Raw genomic sequence first — 20,300 nt, forward strand, 5'->3', positions numbered from 1 at the left:
GGAGCGATCACGATGGCCTATGACCACAGGTCCAACGACCCCAGGGACCTGGACGCCCAAGACCTCGCCGAAATGACCCGCGCCTTCCTGGCTAAGGGCGGGAACATTGTCCAATGCCCGCCGGGCGCTTCTGAAAACGTGGTGTATCGCAAGGGCGGTTTCCGCCGCCGCAATCCCAACGATGCGAAGGCCGCCGCGGAGAAGCCGGCCGACGCGACCGCAGCCTCTCCGGCAACAACCGAATCGAAAACCGGCTGATCCGGTTCGGCGTTCTGACGTTCAGCGGCCAATCGTTCAGCGTTTGACGGCAAGACGGGCAGGGGGAACGGGCGGAGCGAACTTCGCCCGGTCCTCCTCGTCTAGCATGCCCATCATGACCTTGCGGAATCCTTCCACCGCCTCGGCCCCTGCCATGCGATAGGCACGGGCGATGCGCTGTCGTTGGGTTTCCGACAGCTGGCGTTCCAGCTCCACACCCTTTTCCGTCAGCTCCAGCAGACGCTGCCGCCGGTCGCGGGCGCCGGTCTGCTGGTCGATGAAGCCCTGGCGCACCAGTTCGCCCAGCACGCGCGACAGGCTCTGCTTGGTGATCTTCAGGATCGCCAGCAGTTCCGACACCGTGATCCTGGGATACCGGCCGACGAAGTAGATCACGCGGTGATGCGCCCGGCCGAAGCCGATCTCCGCCAGAATTTCGTCCGGTTCGGCGGTGAATTCGCGATAGGCGTAGAAAAGCAGCTCCATCCCGGTGCGGAGTTCCTCCTCGCGGAGGAAGAGCTGGTTCACGCCCGCTTTAAGGTCAGCCATGGCGACGCGGTTGGTTCGATTTGTTCTAATTAGGACAGCAACTCAGACATAAACAATCGTACGCCCGGTTACAAGGACAAGCTCATTCCCGCAATCGGCTTTTCCCCCGCGCCTCAGGCGCTGCCGATCAGGATGCCGGTGCCGAAAACCAGCAGCCCGCCGACCACCACCTGGAAGGCGGCCGACAGCAGCGGCGTGTCCATGTAGCGGTTGCGGATCCAGGCGATGATCGCCAGTTCGACCACCACCACCGCAATGGCGACGGCGGTCGCCGTCCAGAAATGCGGGATCAGGTAGGGCAGGGCGTGGCCCAGCCCGCCCAGTGTGGTCATGGCGCCGCAGACCAGCCCGCGCAGCCACGGGCTGCCGCGCCCGGTCAGCGACCCGTTGTCCGACAGCGCCTCGGCGAAGCCCATCGAGATGCCGGCACCGATGGAGGCGGCGAGGCCGACCAGGAAGGTCTCGTGGCTGTCCTGGGTGGCGAAGGCGGCGGCGAACAGCGGGGCGAGGGTGGAGACCGACCCGTCCATCAGCCCGGCCAGACCCGGCTGCACCACCTGGAGCAGGAACAGGCGGCGTTCCGATTCGTGTTCCTGCTCGCGCACCTGCGGGGACACGTATTTGGCCTCAAGCCGTTCCGCCTTGGCCTCGTGCCGCCGCTCCTCCTCGGCCAGATCGCCCAGCAGCTGGCGGATGGCGGCGTCCTGGGATCGCTGGGCGGCGCGATTGTAAAAGCGCTTGGTCTCCGCCTCCATCAGTTCGGCCTGCCGGCGGACGGTGTCGAGCCCCAGCGGACGGGTCAGCCAGACCGGCTTGCGTTCGACGAACCCCTTTACGTCCTGGCGGCGGATCAGCGGAATGTGGTCGCCGAAGCGCTGGCGGAACAGCTCCAGCAGCCGGTGCCGGTGTCCGCTTTCCTCCGACGCCATGGCGCGGAACAGCTTGGCCGTGTCGGGGTAGTTGTCGGTCAGGGCATGGGCGAACTCGTCATAGATGCGGCTGTCCTCCTCCTCCAGGGCGATGGCGAGCGCCAGCAGTTCCTTTTCCGTCAGGTCCGAAAAGTTCTTCATGGGTCAGGCCTTCGCCGCAGGGAGATGGTGCGTTGCGAATGATGCTATTCCGGACAGGGGTATCCGCAACATGGCACTTCGTCTGATGGGGGTCCGCCATGGGGCCGATCGGCCTCCGCCCTGGGGCTGCTACAAGATGTCTCTTATGGCTGTCGGCGGCGCGATGCGCCGGTCGGGTGAGTGGAAATTCGCCGTCGGGCTTGCTATGGCCTTTGATCACGAGAGGCCAAGAACGTTCCGCAAGTTCCCTTATAAAGCCGAGACAAGAAGGAAACGACCATGACCGCCAACCGGAAGCTGATCGCCGGAAACTGGAAGATGAACGGGTTGAAGGCCGACGGGCTGGATCTCGCCTCCGACCTCGCCGGTCGGCTGAAGGGCGCCGGGCCGGTCGCCTTCGACATGCTGGTCTGCCCGCCCTTCCCGCTGCTGTTCCCGGTGGGCGAGGCGATCGCCGACAGCCCACTGGCGCTGGGCGGCCAGGATTGCGCGCCCAAGACCTCCGGCGCCCACACCGGCGACGTGGCGCCGACCATGCTGAAGGATGCCGGCTGCCGCTTCGTCATCCTCGGCCATTCGGAGCGCCGCGCCGACCACGGCGAGAGTGACGCCGTGGTGAACGCCAAGGCGGTGGCCGCCCACAAGGAGGGCCTCGTCGCCATCATCTGCGTCGGCGAGACCGAGACGCAGCGCGACGCCGGCCAGGCCGACGCCGTGGTGTCGGGCCAGCTGGCCGGTTCCATCCCCGCCGGCGCGACTGCCGAGAACACCGTCATCGCCTATGAGCCGGTTTGGGCGATCGGCACCGGCAAGACCGCGACTCCGGACGACGTGAAGGCGATGCACGCCCACATCCGCGCCGAACTGGACGGCAAGATCGCCGAATCCGCCAAGGTCCGCATCCTCTACGGCGGTTCGGTGAAGCCGAACAACGCGGCGGAGTTGATGGCGGTGGAGAATGTCGACGGCGCGCTGGTCGGCGGCGCTTCGCTGAAGGCCGACGATTTCTGGGCCATCGCCACCGCCTGCCGCTGATACGCCACGCCGGTGTCAGCCATGCCGCCAACGGATATGGCATGGGTATTTTGGCGCTGGCATATCGCGTGGTGGCGCGGTACAAACAGTGGGCGCGCGCCACGGGCCCTTAAGACGGCCTGTGGCGCGCTATTCGATTTTTGGGATGGTGTGGGGTGAGCATCGCATGGAATCGGTGATTCTGGTCATTCACCTGCTGATCGCCGTCGGGCTGGTCGGTGTGATTCTGATCCAGCGGTCGGAAGGCGGCGGGCTCGGCATCGGCGGCGGCACCATGGGCGGCATGATGAGCACCCGTGGCACGGCCAATCTGCTGACGCGGACCACCGGCATTCTGGCGGGCTGCTTCTTCGCCACCAGCATCGTGCTGGCGATTCTGGCCGGCGGTCATTCGCGCCCGGCCTCGATCATCGACACGCTGCCGGCCTCTCCGGTGGCTCCGGCCCAGCCGGCTGCCCCGGCCGCTCCGGCCCAACCCGCGCCGCCGGTGTCCCAGTAACGGGACAGTTCCAAGCGCACGGGTACGAAGCGGACAGCGAGGCGGCCTCCCCGAAGCCGCCTCTTTCTTTTGAGGGCCGACGACCGAGACACGAGGTTTCGGCGCCGACCTTTCGGGGGACGTTGAACAGCTCCTCCCTATGGGGGGATGGAAAATCCGTTCCCTCTGGGGACATGGAACAGCTCTCAAGCTCTTCGGACGGACATGACTCGCTACATCTTCATCACCGGTGGCGTCGTTTCTTCGCTGGGCAAAGGTCTGGCATCGGCGGCGCTTGGGGCGCTTCTCCAGGCGCGCGGCTACAAGGTGCGGCTGCGCAAGCTGGATCCGTATCTGAACGTCGATCCCGGCACGATGAGCCCCTATCAGCACGGCGAGGTCTTCGTGACCGACGACGGGGCCGAGACGGACCTTGACCTGGGCCATTACGAGCGCTTCACCGGCGTGTCGGCCCGCAAGGGCGACAACATCACCACCGGCCGCATCTACTCCACCGTGATCGCGAAGGAGCGTCGCGGCGATTACCTGGGCGGCACCGTCCAGGTCATTCCGCACATCACCGACGAGATCAAGGAGTTCATCCGCGCCGACGCCACCGACGAGGACTTCGTCCTCATCGAGATCGGCGGCACGGTGGGCGACATCGAATCGCTGCCTTTCCTGGAGGCGATCCGCCAGTTCGGCAACGAGGTCGGCCAGGAGAATGTGCTCTACATCCATCTGACCCTGCTGCCCTACATCCCGACCGCCGGCGAGCTGAAGACCAAGCCGACCCAGCATTCGGTGAAGGAACTGCTGAGCGTCGGCATCCAGGCCAACATCCTGCTGTGCCGTGCCGACCGTCCGATTCCGGAGAACGAGCGCAAGAAGATCGCGCTGTTCTGCAACATCCGTCCGGAGCGGGTGATCGCTGCGCTCGACGTCGAGTCGATCTATCAGGTGCCGATCAGCTACCACGAGGAAGGCTTCGACACCCAGGTCCTGAGCTATTTCGGCCTGCCGACCGACAAGGAGCCGGACCTGTCGCGCTGGACCCGCATCATGGACCGGGTGCGCAAGCCGCAGGGCGAGGTCACCATCGCGGTGGTCGGCAAGTACATCAGCCTGCTCGACAGCTACAAGTCGCTGGCCGAGGCGCTGACCCACGGCGGCATCGCCAACAACGTCAAGGTCAACCTCGACTGGATCGATTCGGAGATCTTCGAGGATGACGACGCGGCGGTGAAGCGGCTGGAGAATGTCCACGGCATCCTGGTGCCGGGTGGCTTCGGTTCGCGCGGGACGGAAGGTAAGATCCGGGCGGCCAAGTTTGCCCGTGAGCGCAAGGTGCCCTATTTCGGCATCTGCTTTGGCATGCAGATGGCGGTGATCGAAGCCGCCCGCAACATGGCGAAAATCGAGGATGCCGGTTCGACCGAGCTGGGCAAGCCGGGCAACCCGGTCGTCGGCCTGATGACCGAGTGGATGCGCGGCAACACGCTGGAGCGCCGGGCCGAGGCCGGCGATCTGGGCGGTACCATGCGGCTGGGCGCCTATTCGGCCAAGCTGCTGGAAGGCAGCAAGGTCGCCGAGATCTACGGCACCACCGACATCTCCGAACGGCACCGTCACCGCTATGAGGTGAACGTGTACTACAAGGAGCGTCTGGAGCGCTGCGGCATGAAGTTCAGCGGCCTGTCGCCGGACGGGGAACTGCCGGAGATCGTCGAGATTCCCGACCATCCCTGGTTCATCGGTGTGCAGTTCCATCCGGAACTGAAGTCCAAGCCGTTCGAGCCGCACCCGCTGTTCACCGCCTTCATCAAGGCGGCGATCGACCAGAGCCGGTTGGTCTGAGCAGTCAGGCATCGCGCAAACCACCGCATCGAAAGAGCCCCGCCCCCAAAAGGCGGGGCTTTTTCATGCCTGCAACCTTCCCCATACGTCACCTTTCTTGCGCGTCCGGCACCCTTGTGCGACGATCAGCGGAAAATCGCATAAACAAACAATCAGATCGGGGAAGGACCATGAATCGCGTCAGAATCGCCGCTCTCGCCACTTGCCTCACCGCGCTCGCCGCAGTCCAGGCCGGTGCGGCGGATTATTCCTCCACCATCTTCTTCGGCGACAGCCTGACCGACAGCGGTGCGTTCCAGTCGCTGCTGCCGGTCGGCGGCAAGTTCACCACCAATCCCGGTCCGGTGTGGTCGGAAAACCTCGCCGGGGCGCTCGGCACCTCCGCCACCACCGCGGCGCGGGGCGGCACCGATTATGCGGTTGGCGGCGCGCGGGTGAACACCTCCGTCGGTTTCCCGGCGACCGGTCCGACGGCGCTGGCCCCAAGCGTGGCAACACAGATCTCCGGCTACTTGGCCTCCACCGGTGGGCGGGCCGATCCGAACGCGCTCTATACCGTCTGGGGCGGGGCCAACGACATCTTCACCGCGCTCAACACTCCTGCCACCGCCCAGGCGACGGTAACCCAGGCGGCGAGCGATCTGGTGGCCCAGGTGTCACGGCTGCGTGCTGCCGGTGCCCGCACCATCCTGGTGCCGACGGTGCCGGACATCGGTTCGACTCCGTTCGGACTGGCGCAGGGCGCCACGGCGGCAGCGCAGATCACGCAGCTGGTCAGCGGCTATAACCAGTTGGTCACGCTGGGGCTGGCCAATGCCGGCGTCTCGGTCATCCCGATCGATACCTACTCCCTGCTGCGGGCGGCAGTCGCCAATCCGGCCTCCTTCGGCTTCACCAATGTGACCGGCACCGCCTGTACCACCAGCAGTTCACTGCTCTGCACCTCCGGGACCCTGGTGGCCCCCAATGCGGCGCAGACCTATCTGTTCGCCGACGGCGTCCATCCAACCACAGCCGGGCACCGCGCGGTGTCGGACTTCGTGCTGAATGCGCTGACCGCCCCCGGCAACGTGGCGCAGCTCGCCGAATCGCCGATCCACACCCGCGACCGCCTGACCGCCACAATCCTGGCCCAGGCGGCGACCAGCCTGTGGAGCCGGAAGCCCGGCACGACCGGGGCCTGGGTCAGCGGCGGCGTCGGCCGGCTGACCAGCGACCGCACCGGTGACCCTGGTGCCGGCGGGCAGGCGGAAGTTCGCGGCACGCCGCTTTCGGTCAGCGTCGGCATCGACAAGCGCTTCACCGAGAACCTGCTGCTCGGCGTCGCCGGCACGGCGTCGCATTATCGCGGAAGCTTCTCCACCGGTGGTGATTACAAGCAGCGCGAGTATGTTTTGAGCGGCTACGGCCTCTACCGCATGGGCGGCGCCTTTGTGAACGGCGTCGGGTCCATCGGCTTCACCGATTACGACCTGCGGCGTGGCGTCACCATCAATGGCACTGACCATTCCACCGGCGGCAACACCGAGGGCATCAACGCCTCCATCGGCGCCGAGGGCGGCTATGAGTTCATGACCGGCGGGCTGACCCACGGACCGGTGCTGGGCCTGCGCTACCAGCATGTCGAGGTCGAGGGCTTCAGCGAGGACAGCAGCCTGTTCGGCTTCACCTACCGCTCGCAGACCCGCAACTCGCTGGTCGGCAGCGTCGGCTATCAGGCGTCCTATGATTTCGGCAGTGTTCTGCCCTATGCCAAGGTGACGCTGAACCGGGAGTTCAAGGATGATCAGCGCAACATCACGGTGGAAAGCCGCAGCATTTCCACCCTGGCTTACGACGTGGCGGTGGCGAAGCCGGACCGCAGCTATGTCGACCTGACGGCCGGTGCCTCCTTCAAGTTGGCGGAGTCGGTGACCGGCACGCTCGGTCTGAACGCCCGGCTGGGTGAGGAGAACCGTCGCGATTATGGCGGCTTCGTCGGTGTCAGCGTCGGTTTCTGACGAAAGGCGGGGTGACCGGGGGCAAGTCCGCTCCATATCAGGGGCGGATTTGCCTACGGGAGGATAGGAGCACAATGTCCGACGTGATGATCGATGCCGCCGACGGCGGCCGCTTTTCCGCCTATGTCGCCAAGCCCACCGTAGCCCCGGCTGGCGGACTGGTGGTGATCCAGGAAATCTTCGGCGTCAATGCGGTGATGCGCGAGCAATGCGACTGGTACGCCGCGCAGGGCTTCCTGGTGGTATGCCCCGACCTGTTCTGGCGCCAGCAGCCCGGCGTGCAGCTGACCGACAAGACGCAGGAGGAGTGGAGCCAGGCTTTCGCGCTGTTGAACGGCATGGATCAGGACAAGGCCGTCGAGGACCTGAAGGCAGCGCTCGCCTGGGTGCGCGGGCAGGACGGCTGCACCGGCAAGGCCGGCACCGTCGGCTACTGCCTGGGTGGCCGGCTCGCCTTCATGATGGCGACGCGGTCGGACGCCGAGGCCAATGTCGGCTATTACGGTGTCGGACTGGAGGGACTGCTGGGCGAGGCCGATAGGATCGCCAAGCCCCTGATGCTGCACATCGCCGAGAACGACAAGTTCTCAAGCCCTGACAAGCGCGACGCGGTGGTGGCCGGGGTGAAGGACAACAAATGGGTGACCGCCAAGGTTTATCCCGGCATGGACCATGCCTTTGCCCGGCCGGGAGGCGAGCATTACGACCGGAACGCTGCCGACGAGGCGAACCGGCTGACGGTGGAGTTCTTCCGGACGCATCTGGCCTGACGCCAGCGCCGTTGACCGATTTCCTGAATAGTGGGATGCAAGGGTCTTCCGACCCTTGCCCGAACCCGTGTCGGGTGAGTGCGGGAGGGCGGCGCCCTCTCGCCTCTCTTCGCTCTGGAGCATTCCGATGACCACGCCGCGCGCCGTTCAGGTCGGCGACCTGACCATTGCCAACGACCGTCCCTTCGTCCTGATTGCCGGCCCTTGCCAGATGGAAAGCCGCGACCATGCGATGGAGACGGCGTCCGCGCTGGTGGAGATGACCCGCGCGCTGGGCATGGGGCTGATCTACAAGTCCAGCTTCGACAAGGCCAACCGCACCTCGATCACCACCGCGCGCGGGCTGGGCATGGACAAGGCGCTGCCGATCTTCGCGGAAGTCCGCGAGCGGTTCGGCTGCCCGGTCATCACCGACGTGCATGAATCGGCCCAGTGCGCCCCGGTCGCCGAGGTGGTGGACGTGCTGCAGATCCCCGCCTTCCTCTGCCGCCAGACCGACCTGCTGATCGCCGCCGCCGAGACCGGCCGGGCGGTGAACGTCAAGAAGGGCCAGTTCCTGGCGCCGTGGGACATGAAGAACGTCGCCGCCAAGCTGGTGGCATCGGGCAACGAGCGCGTGCTGTTGTGCGAGCGCGGCGCCAGCTTCGGCTACAACACGCTGGTGTCGGACATGCGGTCCTTGCCGATCATGGCGGAGACCGGCTTCCCGGTGGTGTTCGACGCCACCCACTCGGTCCAGCAGCCGGGCGGGCAAGGCACCACCTCGGGCGGCCAGCGGGAGTTCGTGCCCGTCCTCGCCCGCGCCGCCATCGCCGTCGGCGCCGCCGCCGTCTTCATGGAGACGCATGAGAACCCCGACTGCGCCCCCAGCGACGGCCCCAATATGGTGCCGCTGAAGGAGATGCCGGCGCTGCTGGCGAAACTCCAGGCCTTCGATCGTCTGGCGAAGTCCTAAACAGGCTTAATTTGGCTGGGGTGGGGCGCTGTGCTTCACTGGCGCCTCTCCCGCATCCACGGGTCAAGTCAGCCTTCGGGGACAAGCATGATGGTCGGTCGGCGTTTTCGGGGTGTTGTCGCAGCGCTCCTGTTGCTGGTGGTCGCCTTCCCGGCCCTGGCGCTGGAGAGCTTTCAGAAATCCAAGCTGACCATCGAGACGGCGGGCGGCGGCAAGTTCCGCTTCGATGTTGAACTGGCGCTGACGCCGGGCCAGCAGGCGCAGGGGCTGATGTTCCGCGAGTCGATGGCGGCCGATGCCGGAATGCTGTTCGTCTATGACCGGGTGCAGCCGGCCAGCTTCTGGATGAAGAACACGCTGATCCCGCTCGACATGCTGTTCATCGCCGCCGATGGCCGCATCGTGAACATCCACGATCGGGCGGTGCCGGAATCGCTGGACTCGGTCAACTCCGACGGGCCGGTGAAAGCCATCCTGGAACTGAATGGCGGCATGGCCTCGCGGCTCGGCATCCGCCCCGGCGACCGGGTGGTCTCGCCGGACATCGCCAAGCCGTAAGCCAAAAGCCCTGATGTTGAAAGACCGCCTTCGGCCCCTGACTTTCGCGTAAACTCCCCCAGATTCATCGCGCGGGTGGCGCGATGCGGAGGAGCGCAATGGGCAGGCGGTCGGCGATCTTTCTCGGACTGGCGCTCAGCGCCGCGGCCGGACTGTCCGCCTATGTCGTACTGGCACGGGCGGAGCCGGGACCGGCCTACCGGCTGGCGCGGGTCGAACAGGGCCCGCTGGTCAGCGCGATCACCGCGACCGGCACCATGAGTGCCCTGGTGACGGTGGAGGTCAGTTCCCAGCTTTCCGGTCAGATCGCCGAACTGTATGCCGATTTCAACAGCCGGGTCACCAGCGGCCAGATCCTCGCGCGGCTGAATGGCGACCAGTTGGCCGCCCGGCTGGCCCAGGCCGGCGCCGATGTCGATTCCGCCAAAGCGACGCTGACCCAGCAGCAGGCTTTGCTCGACAAGGCGCGGGCCGATCTCGCCAGTGCCAAGGCCAGCATCGCCAACGCCGACGCCCAGATCGTCCGCGCCGACCTCGCCCAGCGCGATGCGGAGCGCGACCTGCGCCGCCGGCGCGATTTGCAGGGTCGTGGCGTGGTCGCCGCCGCCGATCTGGAGAAGGCGGAGACCGCGGCGCACAGTGCCCAGGCCCAGCTGATCGCCGCACGCGCCCAGAAGCGGCAGGCGGAAGCGGCGGAGGCATCGGCCGATGCCTCGCTGGCGGTCGCCGCCGCCCAGGTGGAGGTCGCCCGTGCCCAGGTGGCCCAGCGCGAAGCCGCCTTGCAGTTGGTCCGCGTCGATCTGAACCGCTCCGTCATCCGCTCTCCAATCGATGGGGTGGTGGTGAATCGGGCGGTCAGCACCGGCCAGACGGTGGCGGCCAGCCTGTCGGCGCCGACCCTGTTCACCATCGCCCAGGATCTGCGGCAGATGGAGGTTCTGGCCAACATCGACGAGGCAGACATCGGCCGGGTCCGCGAGGGCATGCCGGTGCGCTTCACCGTCAATGCCTTTCCCGGCGACAGCTTCACCGGCCGGGTGGCTCAGGTGCGGCTGGCGCCGAAGGAGGACCAGACCGTCGTCACCTATATCGTCGTGATCACGGTGGAGAATCCGGAGCTCCGGCTGCTTCCCGGCATGACCGCCAATCTGCGGATCACGGTTGACGAGCGGCCTGCGGCAGTGAAGCTGCCGAATGCAGCCCTGCGCTTCCGTCCGCCCGGCGCCGAGGCAGCCACCGATGCGCCGGCGCCGACCATTGGCGGTCCGAATGGCGGGCGAGGTGCTGCGGCGCTTGAGGCGGCGGCGAAACGGGTAATGGACGGGCTGAAGCTGGACGAGACAAGGCGGCGCGACATCGCCGCCCTGGTGGCCGAGGCGCGGGAGCGGTTCGCAGCGCTGGACGCGGAAGGCGGCGACCCGGAACGGCGAAGGCTGGAAGCCAATGCGATCCGCACCGCGACTTTGGAACGCATCGCCGGGCTGCTCGAACCGGCGCAGCGCGACCGTTTCGATTCGCTGGTCGACCCCGGCCGGGCAGTCGAGGCGACTCGCACCGTCTGGGTGCCCGGTCCCGGCAATGGGAGCCCGGTTGGCGTCCAGGTACGGCTCGGCATCGGTGACGGCAGCTTCACGGAGGTGGTCGCGGGCGACCTGCGGGCAGGGCAGGAGGTCATCACCGGAATCCTCGCTCCCGACCGCGACACCCGACGGGGGCCGCGCCTTGGTTTCTGAATCGGCCAAGCCCCTGATCGCCGTTGAGCATCTCACCCGCCAATACCGCATGGGGCCGCAGGTCGTCCATGCGCTCGACGACGTTTCCCTTACCATCGGACACGGCGAGTTCGTCGCGGTGATGGGGCCGTCGGGGTCGGGAAAATCCACCTTTATGAATTTGTTGGGCTGCCTGGATCGTCCCGATGCCGGCCAGTACCGGCTGGACGGGCTGGAGGTCGCCGGCCTGTCCTCCGACGCGCTGGCGGCGGTACGCAACCGCAGAATCGGCTTCGTCTTCCAGTCCTTCAACCTATTGCCGCGCCAGTCGGCGCTCGACAACGTCATGCTGCCGATGGTCTATGCCGGCGTCGGCCGTGCCCAGCGGGTGGAACAGGCGCTGGCTGCACTCGACGCGGTGGGGCTGCGGGAACGGTCCAGGCACCGGCCGACCCAGCTTTCCGGCGGGCAGCAGCAGCGCGTCGCCATCGCCCGCGCCCTGGTCAACGACCCGCTGCTTCTTCTGGCCGACGAGCCGACCGGCGCGCTCGACACCGCCACCAGCCTGGAGATCATTGGCTTGTTCCAGCGGCTGAACCGGCGCGGCATCACCATCGTTCTGGTGACGCATGAGCCGGAGGTGGCGCGTTTTGCGTCCCGTGTCCTGCAATTCCGCGACGGTCGCCTGATCGACGACGCACGTCAGGCTGCGGAGGTCGCGGCATGACCGCCTGGGACGCGCTGCGCGCTGCACTCGATTCGCTGCGGGCGAATATGCTGCGCAGTGCGCTGACCATGCTGGGCATTGTCATCGGCGTCGCCGCGGTGATTGCCATGGTGGCGGTCGGGGCCGGGGCACGGGAGCAGGTGCTGCGTCAGATCGCCAGCCTGGGCACAAACCTGATCATGGTGGGGCAGGGCAGCATCGTCCGCGGCGGGGTGAAGTTGGGCGCCGGCACCGCCTCCTCCTTGACGGAGGATGATGCGCTGGCGGTGCTGTCGGAGATCCCCGGCGTGGTGGTGACGGCACCGTCGGTGCGCTGGGGCCTGCAAATCGTTGCCGGCAACCAGAATTGGGGCACGGTGCTTTTCGGCATCACGCCCGATTATATGGACGCCCGCGATTGGAGCATCGCCGCAGGGCGCGGCCTGTCGGACGTGGATGTGGCGCAGGCCAACAAGGTGGTCGTGCTCGGGCAGACGGTGGTGCGCAATCTGTTCGGTGGCGGCGATCCCATCGGGGAGCCGGTGCGGGTGTTCTCCACCCCACTGACCGTCGTCGGCGTGCTGGCGGAGAAAGGACAGAACACCCAGGGCCAGGATCAGGACGACGTCATCTTCGTGCCGCTGTCCACCGCCAAGCGCAACATCCCGGGCATGGCGAAGAGCAACCCCCGCTTTATCCACACCATGGTGGTGAAGATGCGCGACGGCGCCGACATGGCGGACGCCCAGGCGCAGATCCGCGACCTGCTGCGTCAGCGCCATCGGCTGATTCCCGGGCAGGATGACGATTTCTGGATGCGCGACCTGTCGGAGGTATCGGCAACCCGCGATGCGTCATCCCGCGCCCTGTCTTTCCTGCTGGCCGCCGTCGCGGCGGTTTCGCTGCTGGTCGGCGGCATCGGCATCATGAACATCATGCTGGTATCGGTGACCGAGCGCACGCGGGAGATCGGCCTGCGGCTCGCCATTGGGGCGCGGCGGCGTGACATCCTGGTGCAGTTCCTGATCGAATCGACCACCCTGTCTCTGATCGGTGCCGCCATCGGCGTCGCTCTGGGCATCGGCACCGCGGTGGGGGTCGCTGCGCTCGCGGGCTGGCCAATGCTGATCCAGATCGACTCCGTGGTTCTTGCGGTCGTTGTCAGCGGTCTGATCGGTGTGTTCTTCGGCCTCTATCCCGCCCGCCGCGCGGCACGGCTCAATCCCATCGAGGCGCTGCGGCACGAATAGCCGCAAGATCTGCCTCCGCTTCGCCTGTCAGCACGACCAGCTTCGCAACGCTGCGCGCCAGCATCAACGCCACCCGTCCCACCCACGCCACCTCCCTTGGCATCGCCAGCAGTGCCGGCCGCCGTTCCGACACCACGCGGGCCAGCGCCAGGGCGGAGGTCGCGGCATGGCGTTTCGCGAGGTCGATTTGTCCGATGGCCGGGTCCAGCGACGCACGCAGCGGTCCGCCGCCCATCGGCGCCACCACGTCCACTGCCGCGCCGGCATGCAGAAGTCCATGGGCGAGATCGACGGCGGCGCGCCGGTCGGGCCGGCTGGTAAGATCGGGCAGGAAAAGGGCGATGGTGAGCGGAGCGGAGGTCAGGGAGGGCAACGAAACGGATCCGGAATGGTGTTGACGACAGGCTGTTGAGCGACCGAACGCCGCACCGGACGACCAGGACGCCCCCGGCGCGGCAAGCGCGATCGAAAAGACCGCGAAAGCGATCGCCGTTCGCTTGCCGTGGGCGTGGCGTTCGTGTATCTCACAACGCGGCGACGGGGCGTAGCGCAGTCTGGTCAGCGCGCCAGTTTTGGGTACTGGAGGCCCCCGGTTCGAATCCGGGCGCCCCGACCATCGCCAGAGGACAAATCCGCGTCCAAGCCATCGGAGCCAGGACGCAACCGCAGGCATTTGGGGAGACGAGCGAGCCATGAACGTCCGGATCTATCAGCCGAGCAAGACGGCCATGCAATCCGGCCGGGCCAAGACTCACCGTTGGATGCTGGATTACGAGATCGAGACGCCGCGCCGTCCGGAGCCGCTGATGGGATGGACCAGCTCGGGTGACACGCTGAACCAGGTGCGCCTGTCCTTCGAGACGAAGGAGGAGGCGATCGCCTTCGCCGAACGTGAGGGCTGGAACTACACCGTTCAGGAAGCTCCGGTCCGCCGTGTCCGTCCGCGCAACTACGCTGATAATTTCCGCACCGACCGCCCCCGCTTCTGATCGCGAACCGGGATCGTAGGCCCAGGACAAGGCCCCATAGCTCAGTTGGATAGAGCAGCCGCCTTCTAAGCGGCAGGTCGCTGGTTCGAATCCAGCTGGGGTCGCCATCCTGGCAAGCCGGTACCGAACAAATAAAAGCCCCGCTTCGGCGGGGCTTTTTTGTTGCCTCCCTGCTCCCCGGCTGACAGGGAGCAAGCGTGCCCCAAATGCAAAAAGGGGCCGCGAAAGCGACCCCTTCAGGAAGGCTAAAGCCTTGAATTGGTTTGGTGATCCGGGTGGGATTCGAACCCACGGCCACATGATTAAAAGTCACGTGCTCTACCGACTGAGCTACCGGATCATCCTTTCGCGGCAGTGCCGAACTGGCCCCGCCGGAAGTGGGCGCACCATAGAAAGACGCGCACGAAAGGTCAACCACGGGCTTGATGGAAAACGCAGGATTTTGTCATCCAGCCCGCAGTCGCACAGATCAGGTTTGGCTGGTCGTCGGCATCGTGCCGTTGCCGGCCTCCAGGGCGAAGCGTTCGGCCAGCCGCTCGGCAACGCGGGCCGAGACGAAATGGCGAATATCACCGCCGAGCCGTCCGATCTCCTTCACGAATCGCGAGGAGATGAACTGATGCTTCTCCGACGACATCAGGAAGATCGTCTCGACCTTCGGGTTCAGCCGCGCGTTCATGCCCGCCATCTGGAATTCATATTCAAAATCCGAGACGGCGCGCAGACCGCGGATGATGACGCTGGCATTCATCTCGATGGCGAAATGCATCAGCAGATTGTCGAATGCCCGCACTTCGATGCTGGCCCCGCCGGCATTCAGCGCGGCCACATCCTCGCGAACCATGGCGACTCGCTCGTCCGTGGAATAGAGCGGGCCTTTGCCGGCATTCCGGGCGACGCCGATGATCAGGTGGTCGACCTGACGGGCGGCGCGCTGGATGATGTCCATGTGACCGTTGGTGATCGGATCGAAGGTGCCGGGATAGACACCGATTCGACGACCCTTGCTGGTCTCGGTCTGGCTGGTCGCCATGGGTTCCCCTTTAGGCCCGTCCGTTATTCGTTCGGCGCGGCGGTGCCGCCGGCTTCGCCGACCGACCCGACCGAACCGTTGGCGTCACCGCCGTCCTCGACACCAGTCTCCCCCCCGCCGCCAGTCTCGCCGTCTTCCTCGGCGATGGTGGCGACCGACACCACGCGTTCGTCCGCCCCCACGCGGAACAGCGTGACGCCCAGCGTCTTGCGGCCGGCCACCCGCACATCGTGGAGCGGCATGCGGATCACCTGGCCGCCGTTGGTGACCATCATCACCTGATGGTTAGATTCGACGGGGAAGGCGGCGACGATCGAGCCGTTGCGCTCGCCCATCTCCATGTTCCAGATGCCCTGGCCGCCGCGGCCGGCGGTGCGATACTCGTAGGACGAGCTGCGCTTGCCATAGCCGCGGTCGGAGACGGTCAGAATATACTGTTCCTTTTGTTTCAATTCTTCATACCGCTCCTGCGTCAGGGTGACGCTGTCGGTCGGCACCTCGTCCGCCTCCGGAGCGGCCTCGCCCTCCATCTCCAGCCCTTCGTCGCGCTTCATCTTGAAGAAGGCGGCGCGCTCCTCGGGCGTGGCATCGACGTGGGTCAGGATCGACAGCGACACCACCTCGTCACCATCCGCCAGCTTGATGCCGCGGACACCGGTGGAGGTGCGGCCGGCGAAGACGCGCACATCGTCCACGGGGAAGCGGATGCACTTGCCGCCGCGGGTCGCCAGCAGAACGTCGTCGGTCTCCGAACAGGTGTGAACGCCGATCAGGCGCTCGCCCTCCTCCTCCAGCTTCATGGCGATCAGGCCGTTGGAGCGGATGTTGGCGAAGTCCGACATGCGGTTGCGGCGGACATTGCCTTTCGACGTGGCGAAGACGACGTGCAGATCGGCCCAGGCGGCCTCATCCTCAGGCAGCGGCAGCACGGTTGTGATGGTCTCGCCGTCGATCAGCGGCAGCAGGTTGACGAAGGCCTTGCCGCGCGCCTGCGGGTTGCCCAGCGGCAGGCGGTAGACCTTCAGCTTGTAGACCATGCCGCGGTTCGAGAAGAGCAGCAGCGGCGTGTGCGTGTTGGCGACGAACAGGTCGCTGACCGCGTCCTCCGCCTTCATCGACATGCCGGAGCGGCCCTTGCCGCCGCGCTTCTGCGCCCGGTAGGTCGACAGCGGCACCCGTTTCACATAGCCGGACTGGCTGACGGTGACGACCATGTCCTCGCGCTGGATCAGGTCCTCGATGTCGGCCTCGAACTCCAGATCCTGGATTTCGGTACGGCGGGGCGTGCCGAACCGTTCCTTCATCTCCACCAGCTCGTCGCGCAGGATCCCCATCAGCTTCGGCCGGTTGGCGAGCGTGGCGAGGAAATCGGCGATCTGGTCGGTGACGTCCTTCAACTCGGCGCCGATCTTGTCGCGCTCCAGCCCGGTCAGGCGGTGCAGGCGCAGATCGAGGATGGCGCGGGCCTGGACTTCCGACAGGCGGTAGGTTCCCTGCTCGCTGACGCCGCGACCGGGCTCGTCGATCAGTTCGATCAGCGGGCCGACGTCATGGACCGGCCACTCGCGGTTCATCATCTCCTCGCGCGCCCAGACCGGGTCGGGGGCGCTGCGGATCAGCTCGATCATCGCATCCAGGTTGGCTACGGCGACCGCCAGACCGACCAAGGTGTGCGCCCGCTCACGCGCCTTGCCCAGCAGGAACTCGGTCCGGCGGGTGATGACCTGCTCGCGGAAGCGGACGAAGGCGGTGATGATCTGCAGCAGATGCATCAGTTCCGGACGGCCCCCGTTCAGCGCCAGCATGTTGACGCCGAAGGAGGTCTGGAGCTGGGTGTGGCGGAACAGCTGGGCCAGCACCACGTCGGGGACCGCGTCGCGCTTCAGCTCGATCACCACGCGCACGCCGTCGCGGTCCGACTCGTCACGCAGGTCGGCGATGCCCTCGATCGTCTTGTCGTTCACGACCTCGCCGATGCGTTCCATCAGCTTGGCCTTGTTGACCTGATAGGGGATCTCGGTCGCGACGATGGCGGTGCGGTCCTTGCGCACCTCCTCGAAATGGGTCTTGGCGCGCAGGATGATCGAGCCGCGCCCGGTCTGGAGCGCCGCCCGGCTGCCCGAGCGGCCGAGGATCAGGCCGCCCGTCGGGAAATCGGGGCCGGGCACATGCTCCATCAGCTCTTCGAGCGTGACGTCGGGATTGTCGATGTAGGCGCAGCAGGCATCGATCACCTCGCCCAGATTGTGGGTCGGGATGTTCGTCGCCATGCCGACGGCGATGCCGCCGGCGCCGTTCACCAGCAGGTTCGGGAAGCGGGCCGGCACCACGGTCGGCTCGCGACCGGAATCGTCGTAGCTGGCCTGGAAGTCGATGGTGTCCTTGTCGATGTCGTCGAGCAGCGCTTCCGCCGCCTTGGCCAGACGCGCTTCGGTGTAGCGCATCGCCGCCGGCGGATCGCCGTCCATCGAACCGAAATTGCCCTGACCGTCGATCAGCGGCAGGCGCATGGAGAAGTCCTGCGCCATGCGGACCATGGCGTCGTAGATCGCGCTGTCGCCGTGCGGGTGGTATTTACCCATCACGTCGCCGACGATGCGCGCCGACTTCTTATAGGGCTTGGTCGAGTCGTAGCCGCCCTCCTTCATCGCGTAGAGGATGCGCCGGTGCACCGGCTTCAGCCCGTCTCGGACGTCGGGCAGGGCACGGCTCACGATCACGCTCATCGCGTAGTCGAGATACGATTTCCGCATCTCGTCTTCGATGTTGATCGGCGCGATGTCGGAGGCGGGAGGAAGGGGCGTATTGCTCAAGCGGACACTCATTTTTAGAAGGTGCCGCCGCTTGCGGATCCGCGGCAGTCACTGGCCTTGCGGGCCGAAGTTTAGCCGGAGAAATATAGCAACTCTCGCAATTGCACACAATGATTCGGGGCTGAAAAGCCCGTTTCAGCGCCGGCTCAGATGTGCGAACCGCAGCGAGAGGATGGTGACGGATACCAGGCTGGCGATCAGGATTCCCTCGAACAGCCCATGTGCGCCATGGTCCAGCCCGAAAACCAGGAAGGCGGAAACCGGAATCATCACCACCGCGTAGGAGAAGAAGTGGAGCGCGGTTGGAATCCAGGCATCGTGCCGGCCGCGCAGGGCATTCGCCATCACCGTCTGGCCGCCGTCGGCGATCAGGATCCAGGCGGCGAAGGCGATCAGCGGCACCACCGCCTCCAGCAACTGCGGGTCGTTGGAATAGATGGCCCCCAACGCATCGGGCAGGCTGCGGTAGAGGATGCCGACGCCGGCCAGAATGGCGCTGGTGACACCCAGCCCGGTCCAGCCGGCCAGCGCCATGTCGCCGCGGTCGCCGCGGCCGTAGGCGACACCCACCCGTACCGCGGTGGCCGACGCAAGCCCGACCGCCGCCATGAAGGGCAGCGCGGTCAGGTTCAGCCCGACCGTGTAGGCGCCCAGCGCCAGCGGGGAAATCATGCCGGCGAACAGGCCGAGCGCGGCGAAGGCGCCGCTCTCCACCCCGATGCTCAGCCCGGCGGCATAGCCGAGGTGACGCTGGCGTGCCGCCCCGCTCCACCAGTCGGCGACCGGCCGGCGCACCTGCCAGCGGTCGTGGTCGTGCATCCACCACACATAGGCGACCAGCCCCAGACCCATGCTCCAGCGCACGATGCTGGTTGCCCAAGCCGACCCGACCGCCCCCAGCGGCTCAAGCCCGGCATGGCCCCAAACCAGCGCCCAGGCGAGCACGGCATTGACGATGTTGCCGATCACCATGGCGACCATGCCCGGCAGCGGGCGCTTGATGCCCTCCAGGAAGAAGCCGGTGGTGATGTACAGCATCATGCCCGGCGCGCCGAGGCCGAGCACCGCCAGCACATGGGCGCCGCCCGCCGCCATCTCCGCTGTCTGGCCACCGGCCTGGAACAACGGGTCCCCCAGCAGCGAGACCAGGGCGAACAACGCCCCCAGCAGCAGCGCATAGGGGATGGAGCGCCGCCATGCCCGTCCGCAGTCCGCCTCGCTGCCTGCCCCGAAGGCGTGGGCGGTGATCATGACCGTACCCATCAGCAGACCGACGCCGGTGCCGACCATGATGTTGCCGGGCAGGTGGGCCAGCCCGTAATAGGCCAGTTCCTGGGCCGAGAAACGGCCGACGATGGCAGTGTCCACCGCCATCATCACCATCAGCCCGGCGCGGGAGATGATGACCGGCGCCGCCAGACGCAGCAGTTCGCCGACGTGGGCGGCGAGGCGTGCACGCAACGGCTCCGGGGCGTGCGGCTCCGGGGCGGGCAGAGTGGCGGTGCTCATGACGAAACCTGTGGTCGAAGAGGGGTGACGGCGGACTATGCCGCGCTGCCGGACCGTAAGGCTTGGCCGGAAAGCGGGCAGGCTGCGCAAAAGCTGGTCATTCTGCCCGGTGGGTGTACCGCGTCAAGGTTTTCGGGCGCCTCGAAAGGACCGTTGCATTTGCTGCATGGCGACGCGACCGGACGCGGAACCAAGCCGGCGCCACGCCGTTGTCGAAAGCAGAGACGAACGACGCCTCAATCTGAACCTCCAGCCCCCTCACCCCTGACCGGAGAGACGCCATGCAGCACGCCAAGAACAGCCGGCAGCGCGCCACCGCTCGCGCCATCCCGTTTCCCGCGCGCGAGGTGGTGATCCTGACCTTCCTGATGGCGCTGGCCGCCATGCTGACCGGCTGCAACACGGTCGAGGGTGCCGGGCAGGATGTCCGGGCCGGTGGCCGGGCGATCGAACGGACGGTCGATTGAGGCGTAACGCAACGGCCACCGACACAGGGAATTCCCGCATGAGCGATCAGCAGAAGCCGTCCACCCCCGGCGAGATTCCGCCGCCGTCCAACCCGAATCCGCCGCAACCCGATCGTCCCACGACGCCCGATCCCTATCCGGTCCCGGACAACCCCGGCGTCCTGCCGGAAGTCCCGCCGCCGGCCGACGAACCAATGCCGGGTATGCCCAACCCGACAACGGCTTGATAGCGGCGGCGTGATTTGACGTCGGGAGGAGGGGCTTCTTGCGCCGTCCCCCCTCCCGAATCCG

The 20,300-nt window shown here is 66.6% G+C and carries 20 protein-coding genes and 3 tRNA genes; 16 read left to right on the top strand and 7 right to left on the bottom strand.

What is annotated here, in order from left to right; translation table 11 throughout:
• Nucleotides 1-12: 12 nt before the first annotated feature.
• On the top strand, nucleotides 13-258 hold the full coding sequence (locus E6C72_RS10045; protein ID WP_247876016.1) for a hypothetical protein: 246 nt from the start codon (nucleotides 13-15) through the stop codon (nucleotides 256-258).
• A gap of 36 nt (nucleotides 259-294) precedes the next feature.
• Here the strand turns inward: E6C72_RS10045 and E6C72_RS10050 are convergent, their stop codons facing one another.
• Nucleotides 295-807, bottom strand: a complete 513-nt coding sequence (locus E6C72_RS10050) for a MarR family winged helix-turn-helix transcriptional regulator (RefSeq protein WP_042695353.1) — start codon at nucleotides 805-807, stop codon at nucleotides 295-297.
• 113 nt (nucleotides 808-920) lie between these two features.
• On the bottom strand, nucleotides 921-1,877 hold the full coding sequence (mbfA, locus tag E6C72_RS10055; RefSeq protein WP_109443681.1) for an iron exporter MbfA: 957 nt from the start codon (nucleotides 1,875-1,877) through the stop codon (nucleotides 921-923).
• A gap of 279 nt (nucleotides 1,878-2,156) precedes the next feature.
• Here mbfA and tpiA point away from each other — a divergent pair, with 279 nt between their 5' ends.
• The 10 genes from tpiA (at nucleotide 2,157) to E6C72_RS10105 (ending at nucleotide 13,198) form a co-directional block, all read left to right on the top strand.
• Complete coding sequence (gene tpiA, locus E6C72_RS10060) at nucleotides 2,157-2,912, top strand: triose-phosphate isomerase (protein ID WP_109443680.1); 756 nt, start codon at nucleotides 2,157-2,159, stop codon at nucleotides 2,910-2,912.
• Nucleotides 2,913-3,078: 166 nt separating this feature from the next.
• Nucleotides 3,079-3,411 (top strand): preprotein translocase subunit SecG, encoded by a 333-nt coding sequence (secG, locus tag E6C72_RS10065; protein WP_109443679.1) that lies wholly within the window; start codon nucleotides 3,079-3,081, stop codon nucleotides 3,409-3,411.
• A gap of 204 nt (nucleotides 3,412-3,615) precedes the next feature.
• Nucleotides 3,616-5,247 carry a CTP synthase gene (locus E6C72_RS10070; RefSeq protein WP_109443678.1) on the top strand — a complete coding sequence of 544 codons (1,632 nt, stop codon included), beginning with the start codon at nucleotides 3,616-3,618 and terminating at the stop codon, nucleotides 5,245-5,247.
• A 170-nt stretch (nucleotides 5,248-5,417) separates the two neighbouring features.
• Complete coding sequence (locus E6C72_RS10075; protein ID WP_158280228.1) at nucleotides 5,418-7,247, top strand: autotransporter domain-containing protein; 1,830 nt, start codon at nucleotides 5,418-5,420, stop codon at nucleotides 7,245-7,247.
• 74 nt (nucleotides 7,248-7,321) lie between these two features.
• Nucleotides 7,322-8,017, top strand: coding sequence for a dienelactone hydrolase family protein (locus E6C72_RS10080; protein WP_109443676.1), 696 nt, complete (start codon nucleotides 7,322-7,324; stop codon nucleotides 8,015-8,017).
• Nucleotides 8,018-8,144: 127 nt separating this feature from the next.
• Nucleotides 8,145-8,972, top strand: a complete 828-nt coding sequence (kdsA, locus tag E6C72_RS10085; RefSeq protein WP_109443675.1) for a 3-deoxy-8-phosphooctulonate synthase — start codon at nucleotides 8,145-8,147, stop codon at nucleotides 8,970-8,972.
• A gap of 87 nt (nucleotides 8,973-9,059) precedes the next feature.
• The gene (locus tag E6C72_RS10090; RefSeq protein WP_348981189.1) at nucleotides 9,060-9,530 is read left to right on the top strand and encodes a DUF192 domain-containing protein; all 471 of its coding nucleotides are present in this window, start codon (nucleotides 9,060-9,062) and stop codon (nucleotides 9,528-9,530) included.
• Between the two features lie 98 nt (nucleotides 9,531-9,628).
• Nucleotides 9,629-11,263, top strand: a complete 1,635-nt coding sequence (locus E6C72_RS10095) for an efflux RND transporter periplasmic adaptor subunit (RefSeq protein ID WP_247876015.1) — start codon at nucleotides 9,629-9,631, stop codon at nucleotides 11,261-11,263.
• Nucleotides 11,253-11,969, top strand: a complete 717-nt coding sequence (locus tag E6C72_RS10100; protein WP_247876014.1) for an ABC transporter ATP-binding protein — start codon at nucleotides 11,253-11,255, stop codon at nucleotides 11,967-11,969. The genes E6C72_RS10095 and E6C72_RS10100 overlap by 11 nt, the downstream gene beginning before the upstream one ends.
• On the top strand, nucleotides 11,966-13,198 hold the full coding sequence (locus E6C72_RS10105) for an ABC transporter permease (protein ID WP_109443673.1): 1,233 nt from the start codon (nucleotides 11,966-11,968) through the stop codon (nucleotides 13,196-13,198). Before E6C72_RS10100 ends, E6C72_RS10105 begins: the two co-directional genes overlap by 4 nt.
• Here the strand turns inward: E6C72_RS10105 and E6C72_RS10110 are convergent.
• A complete protein-coding gene (locus tag E6C72_RS10110; protein ID WP_109443672.1) occupies nucleotides 13,167-13,571 on the bottom strand; it encodes a hypothetical protein in 405 nt (134 codons plus the stop codon). The genes E6C72_RS10105 and E6C72_RS10110 overlap by 32 nt on opposite strands.
• A 165-nt stretch (nucleotides 13,572-13,736) precedes the next feature.
• On the opposite strand from E6C72_RS10110, the gene E6C72_RS10115 reads away from it, so the two are divergent.
• The 3 genes from E6C72_RS10115 (at nucleotide 13,737) to E6C72_RS10125 (ending at nucleotide 14,294) form a co-directional block, all read left to right on the top strand.
• A tRNA-Pro gene (locus E6C72_RS10115) sits at nucleotides 13,737-13,814 on the top strand.
• Between the two features lie 76 nt (nucleotides 13,815-13,890).
• Nucleotides 13,891-14,187, top strand: coding sequence for an ETC complex I subunit (locus E6C72_RS10120; RefSeq protein ID WP_014247573.1), 297 nt, complete (start codon nucleotides 13,891-13,893; stop codon nucleotides 14,185-14,187).
• Nucleotides 14,188-14,217: 30 nt separating this feature from the next.
• Nucleotides 14,218-14,294, top strand: a tRNA-Arg gene (locus tag E6C72_RS10125).
• A gap of 157 nt (nucleotides 14,295-14,451) precedes the next feature.
• Here E6C72_RS10125 and E6C72_RS10130 read toward each other — a convergent pair.
• The 4 genes from E6C72_RS10130 to E6C72_RS10145 form a co-directional block, all read right to left on the bottom strand.
• A tRNA-Lys gene (locus E6C72_RS10130) sits at nucleotides 14,452-14,527 on the bottom strand.
• A 129-nt stretch (nucleotides 14,528-14,656) separates the two neighbouring features.
• On the bottom strand, nucleotides 14,657-15,220 hold the full coding sequence (coaD, locus tag E6C72_RS10135) for a pantetheine-phosphate adenylyltransferase (protein WP_109443671.1): 564 nt from the start codon (nucleotides 15,218-15,220) through the stop codon (nucleotides 14,657-14,659).
• 23 nt (nucleotides 15,221-15,243) lie between these two features.
• Nucleotides 15,244-18,033, bottom strand: a complete 2,790-nt coding sequence (gyrA, locus tag E6C72_RS10140) for a DNA gyrase subunit A (protein WP_109443670.1) — start codon at nucleotides 18,031-18,033, stop codon at nucleotides 15,244-15,246.
• A 135-nt stretch (nucleotides 18,034-18,168) separates the two neighbouring features.
• A complete protein-coding gene (locus E6C72_RS10145) occupies nucleotides 18,169-19,542 on the bottom strand; it encodes an MATE family efflux transporter (RefSeq protein ID WP_109443669.1) in 1,374 nt (457 codons plus the stop codon).
• A gap of 281 nt (nucleotides 19,543-19,823) precedes the next feature.
• On the opposite strand from E6C72_RS10145, the gene E6C72_RS31990 reads away from it, so the two are divergent.
• Together E6C72_RS31990 and E6C72_RS10155 are read left to right on the top strand one after the other, a co-directional pair.
• Nucleotides 19,824-20,009: an entericidin A/B family lipoprotein gene (locus tag E6C72_RS31990; RefSeq protein ID WP_199228923.1), complete on the top strand. Its 186-nt coding sequence runs from the start codon at nucleotides 19,824-19,826 to the stop codon at nucleotides 20,007-20,009.
• Between the two features lie 38 nt (nucleotides 20,010-20,047).
• On the top strand, nucleotides 20,048-20,236 hold the full coding sequence (locus E6C72_RS10155) for a hypothetical protein (RefSeq protein ID WP_109443668.1): 189 nt from the start codon (nucleotides 20,048-20,050) through the stop codon (nucleotides 20,234-20,236).
• Nucleotides 20,237-20,300 lie beyond the last annotated feature (64 nt).

The organism is Azospirillum sp. TSH100 (assembly GCF_004923295.1).
In the GTDB taxonomy this organism is placed as follows: domain Bacteria; phylum Pseudomonadota; class Alphaproteobacteria; order Azospirillales; family Azospirillaceae; genus Azospirillum.

Excerpts from the sequence above, each read along its gene's own strand:
- secG (WP_109443679.1), top strand. The coding sequence starts at position 3,079 with ATGGAATCGGTGATTCTGGTCATTCACCTGCTGATCGCCGTCGGGCTG.
- kdsA (WP_109443675.1), top strand. The coding sequence starts at position 8,145 with ATGACCACGCCGCGCGCCGTTCAGGTCGGCGACCTGACCATTGCCAAC.
- E6C72_RS10070 (WP_109443678.1), top strand. The coding sequence starts at position 3,616 with ATGACTCGCTACATCTTCATCACCGGTGGCGTCGTTTCTTCGCTGGGC.
- coaD (WP_109443671.1), bottom strand. The coding sequence starts at position 15,220 with ATGGCGACCAGCCAGACCGAGACCAGCAAGGGTCGTCGAATCGGTGTC.
- E6C72_RS10045 (WP_247876016.1), top strand. The coding sequence starts at position 13 with ATGGCCTATGACCACAGGTCCAACGACCCCAGGGACCTGGACGCCCAA.
- E6C72_RS10145 (WP_109443669.1), bottom strand. The coding sequence starts at position 19,542 with ATGAGCACCGCCACTCTGCCCGCCCCGGAGCCGCACGCCCCGGAGCCG.
- E6C72_RS10095 (WP_247876015.1), top strand. The coding sequence starts at position 9,629 with ATGGGCAGGCGGTCGGCGATCTTTCTCGGACTGGCGCTCAGCGCCGCG.
- mbfA (WP_109443681.1), bottom strand. The coding sequence starts at position 1,877 with ATGAAGAACTTTTCGGACCTGACGGAAAAGGAACTGCTGGCGCTCGCC.
- E6C72_RS10080 (WP_109443676.1), top strand. The coding sequence starts at position 7,322 with ATGTCCGACGTGATGATCGATGCCGCCGACGGCGGCCGCTTTTCCGCC.
- E6C72_RS10120 (WP_014247573.1), top strand. The coding sequence starts at position 13,891 with ATGAACGTCCGGATCTATCAGCCGAGCAAGACGGCCATGCAATCCGGC.
- E6C72_RS10090 (WP_348981189.1), top strand. The coding sequence starts at position 9,060 with ATGATGGTCGGTCGGCGTTTTCGGGGTGTTGTCGCAGCGCTCCTGTTG.
- E6C72_RS10155 (WP_109443668.1), top strand. The coding sequence starts at position 20,048 with ATGAGCGATCAGCAGAAGCCGTCCACCCCCGGCGAGATTCCGCCGCCG.
- tpiA (WP_109443680.1), top strand. The coding sequence starts at position 2,157 with ATGACCGCCAACCGGAAGCTGATCGCCGGAAACTGGAAGATGAACGGG.
- E6C72_RS10075 (WP_158280228.1), top strand. The coding sequence starts at position 5,418 with ATGAATCGCGTCAGAATCGCCGCTCTCGCCACTTGCCTCACCGCGCTC.
- E6C72_RS10105 (WP_109443673.1), top strand. The coding sequence starts at position 11,966 with ATGACCGCCTGGGACGCGCTGCGCGCTGCACTCGATTCGCTGCGGGCG.
- E6C72_RS10050 (WP_042695353.1), bottom strand. The coding sequence starts at position 807 with ATGGCTGACCTTAAAGCGGGCGTGAACCAGCTCTTCCTCCGCGAGGAG.
- E6C72_RS31990 (WP_199228923.1), top strand. The coding sequence starts at position 19,824 with ATGCAGCACGCCAAGAACAGCCGGCAGCGCGCCACCGCTCGCGCCATC.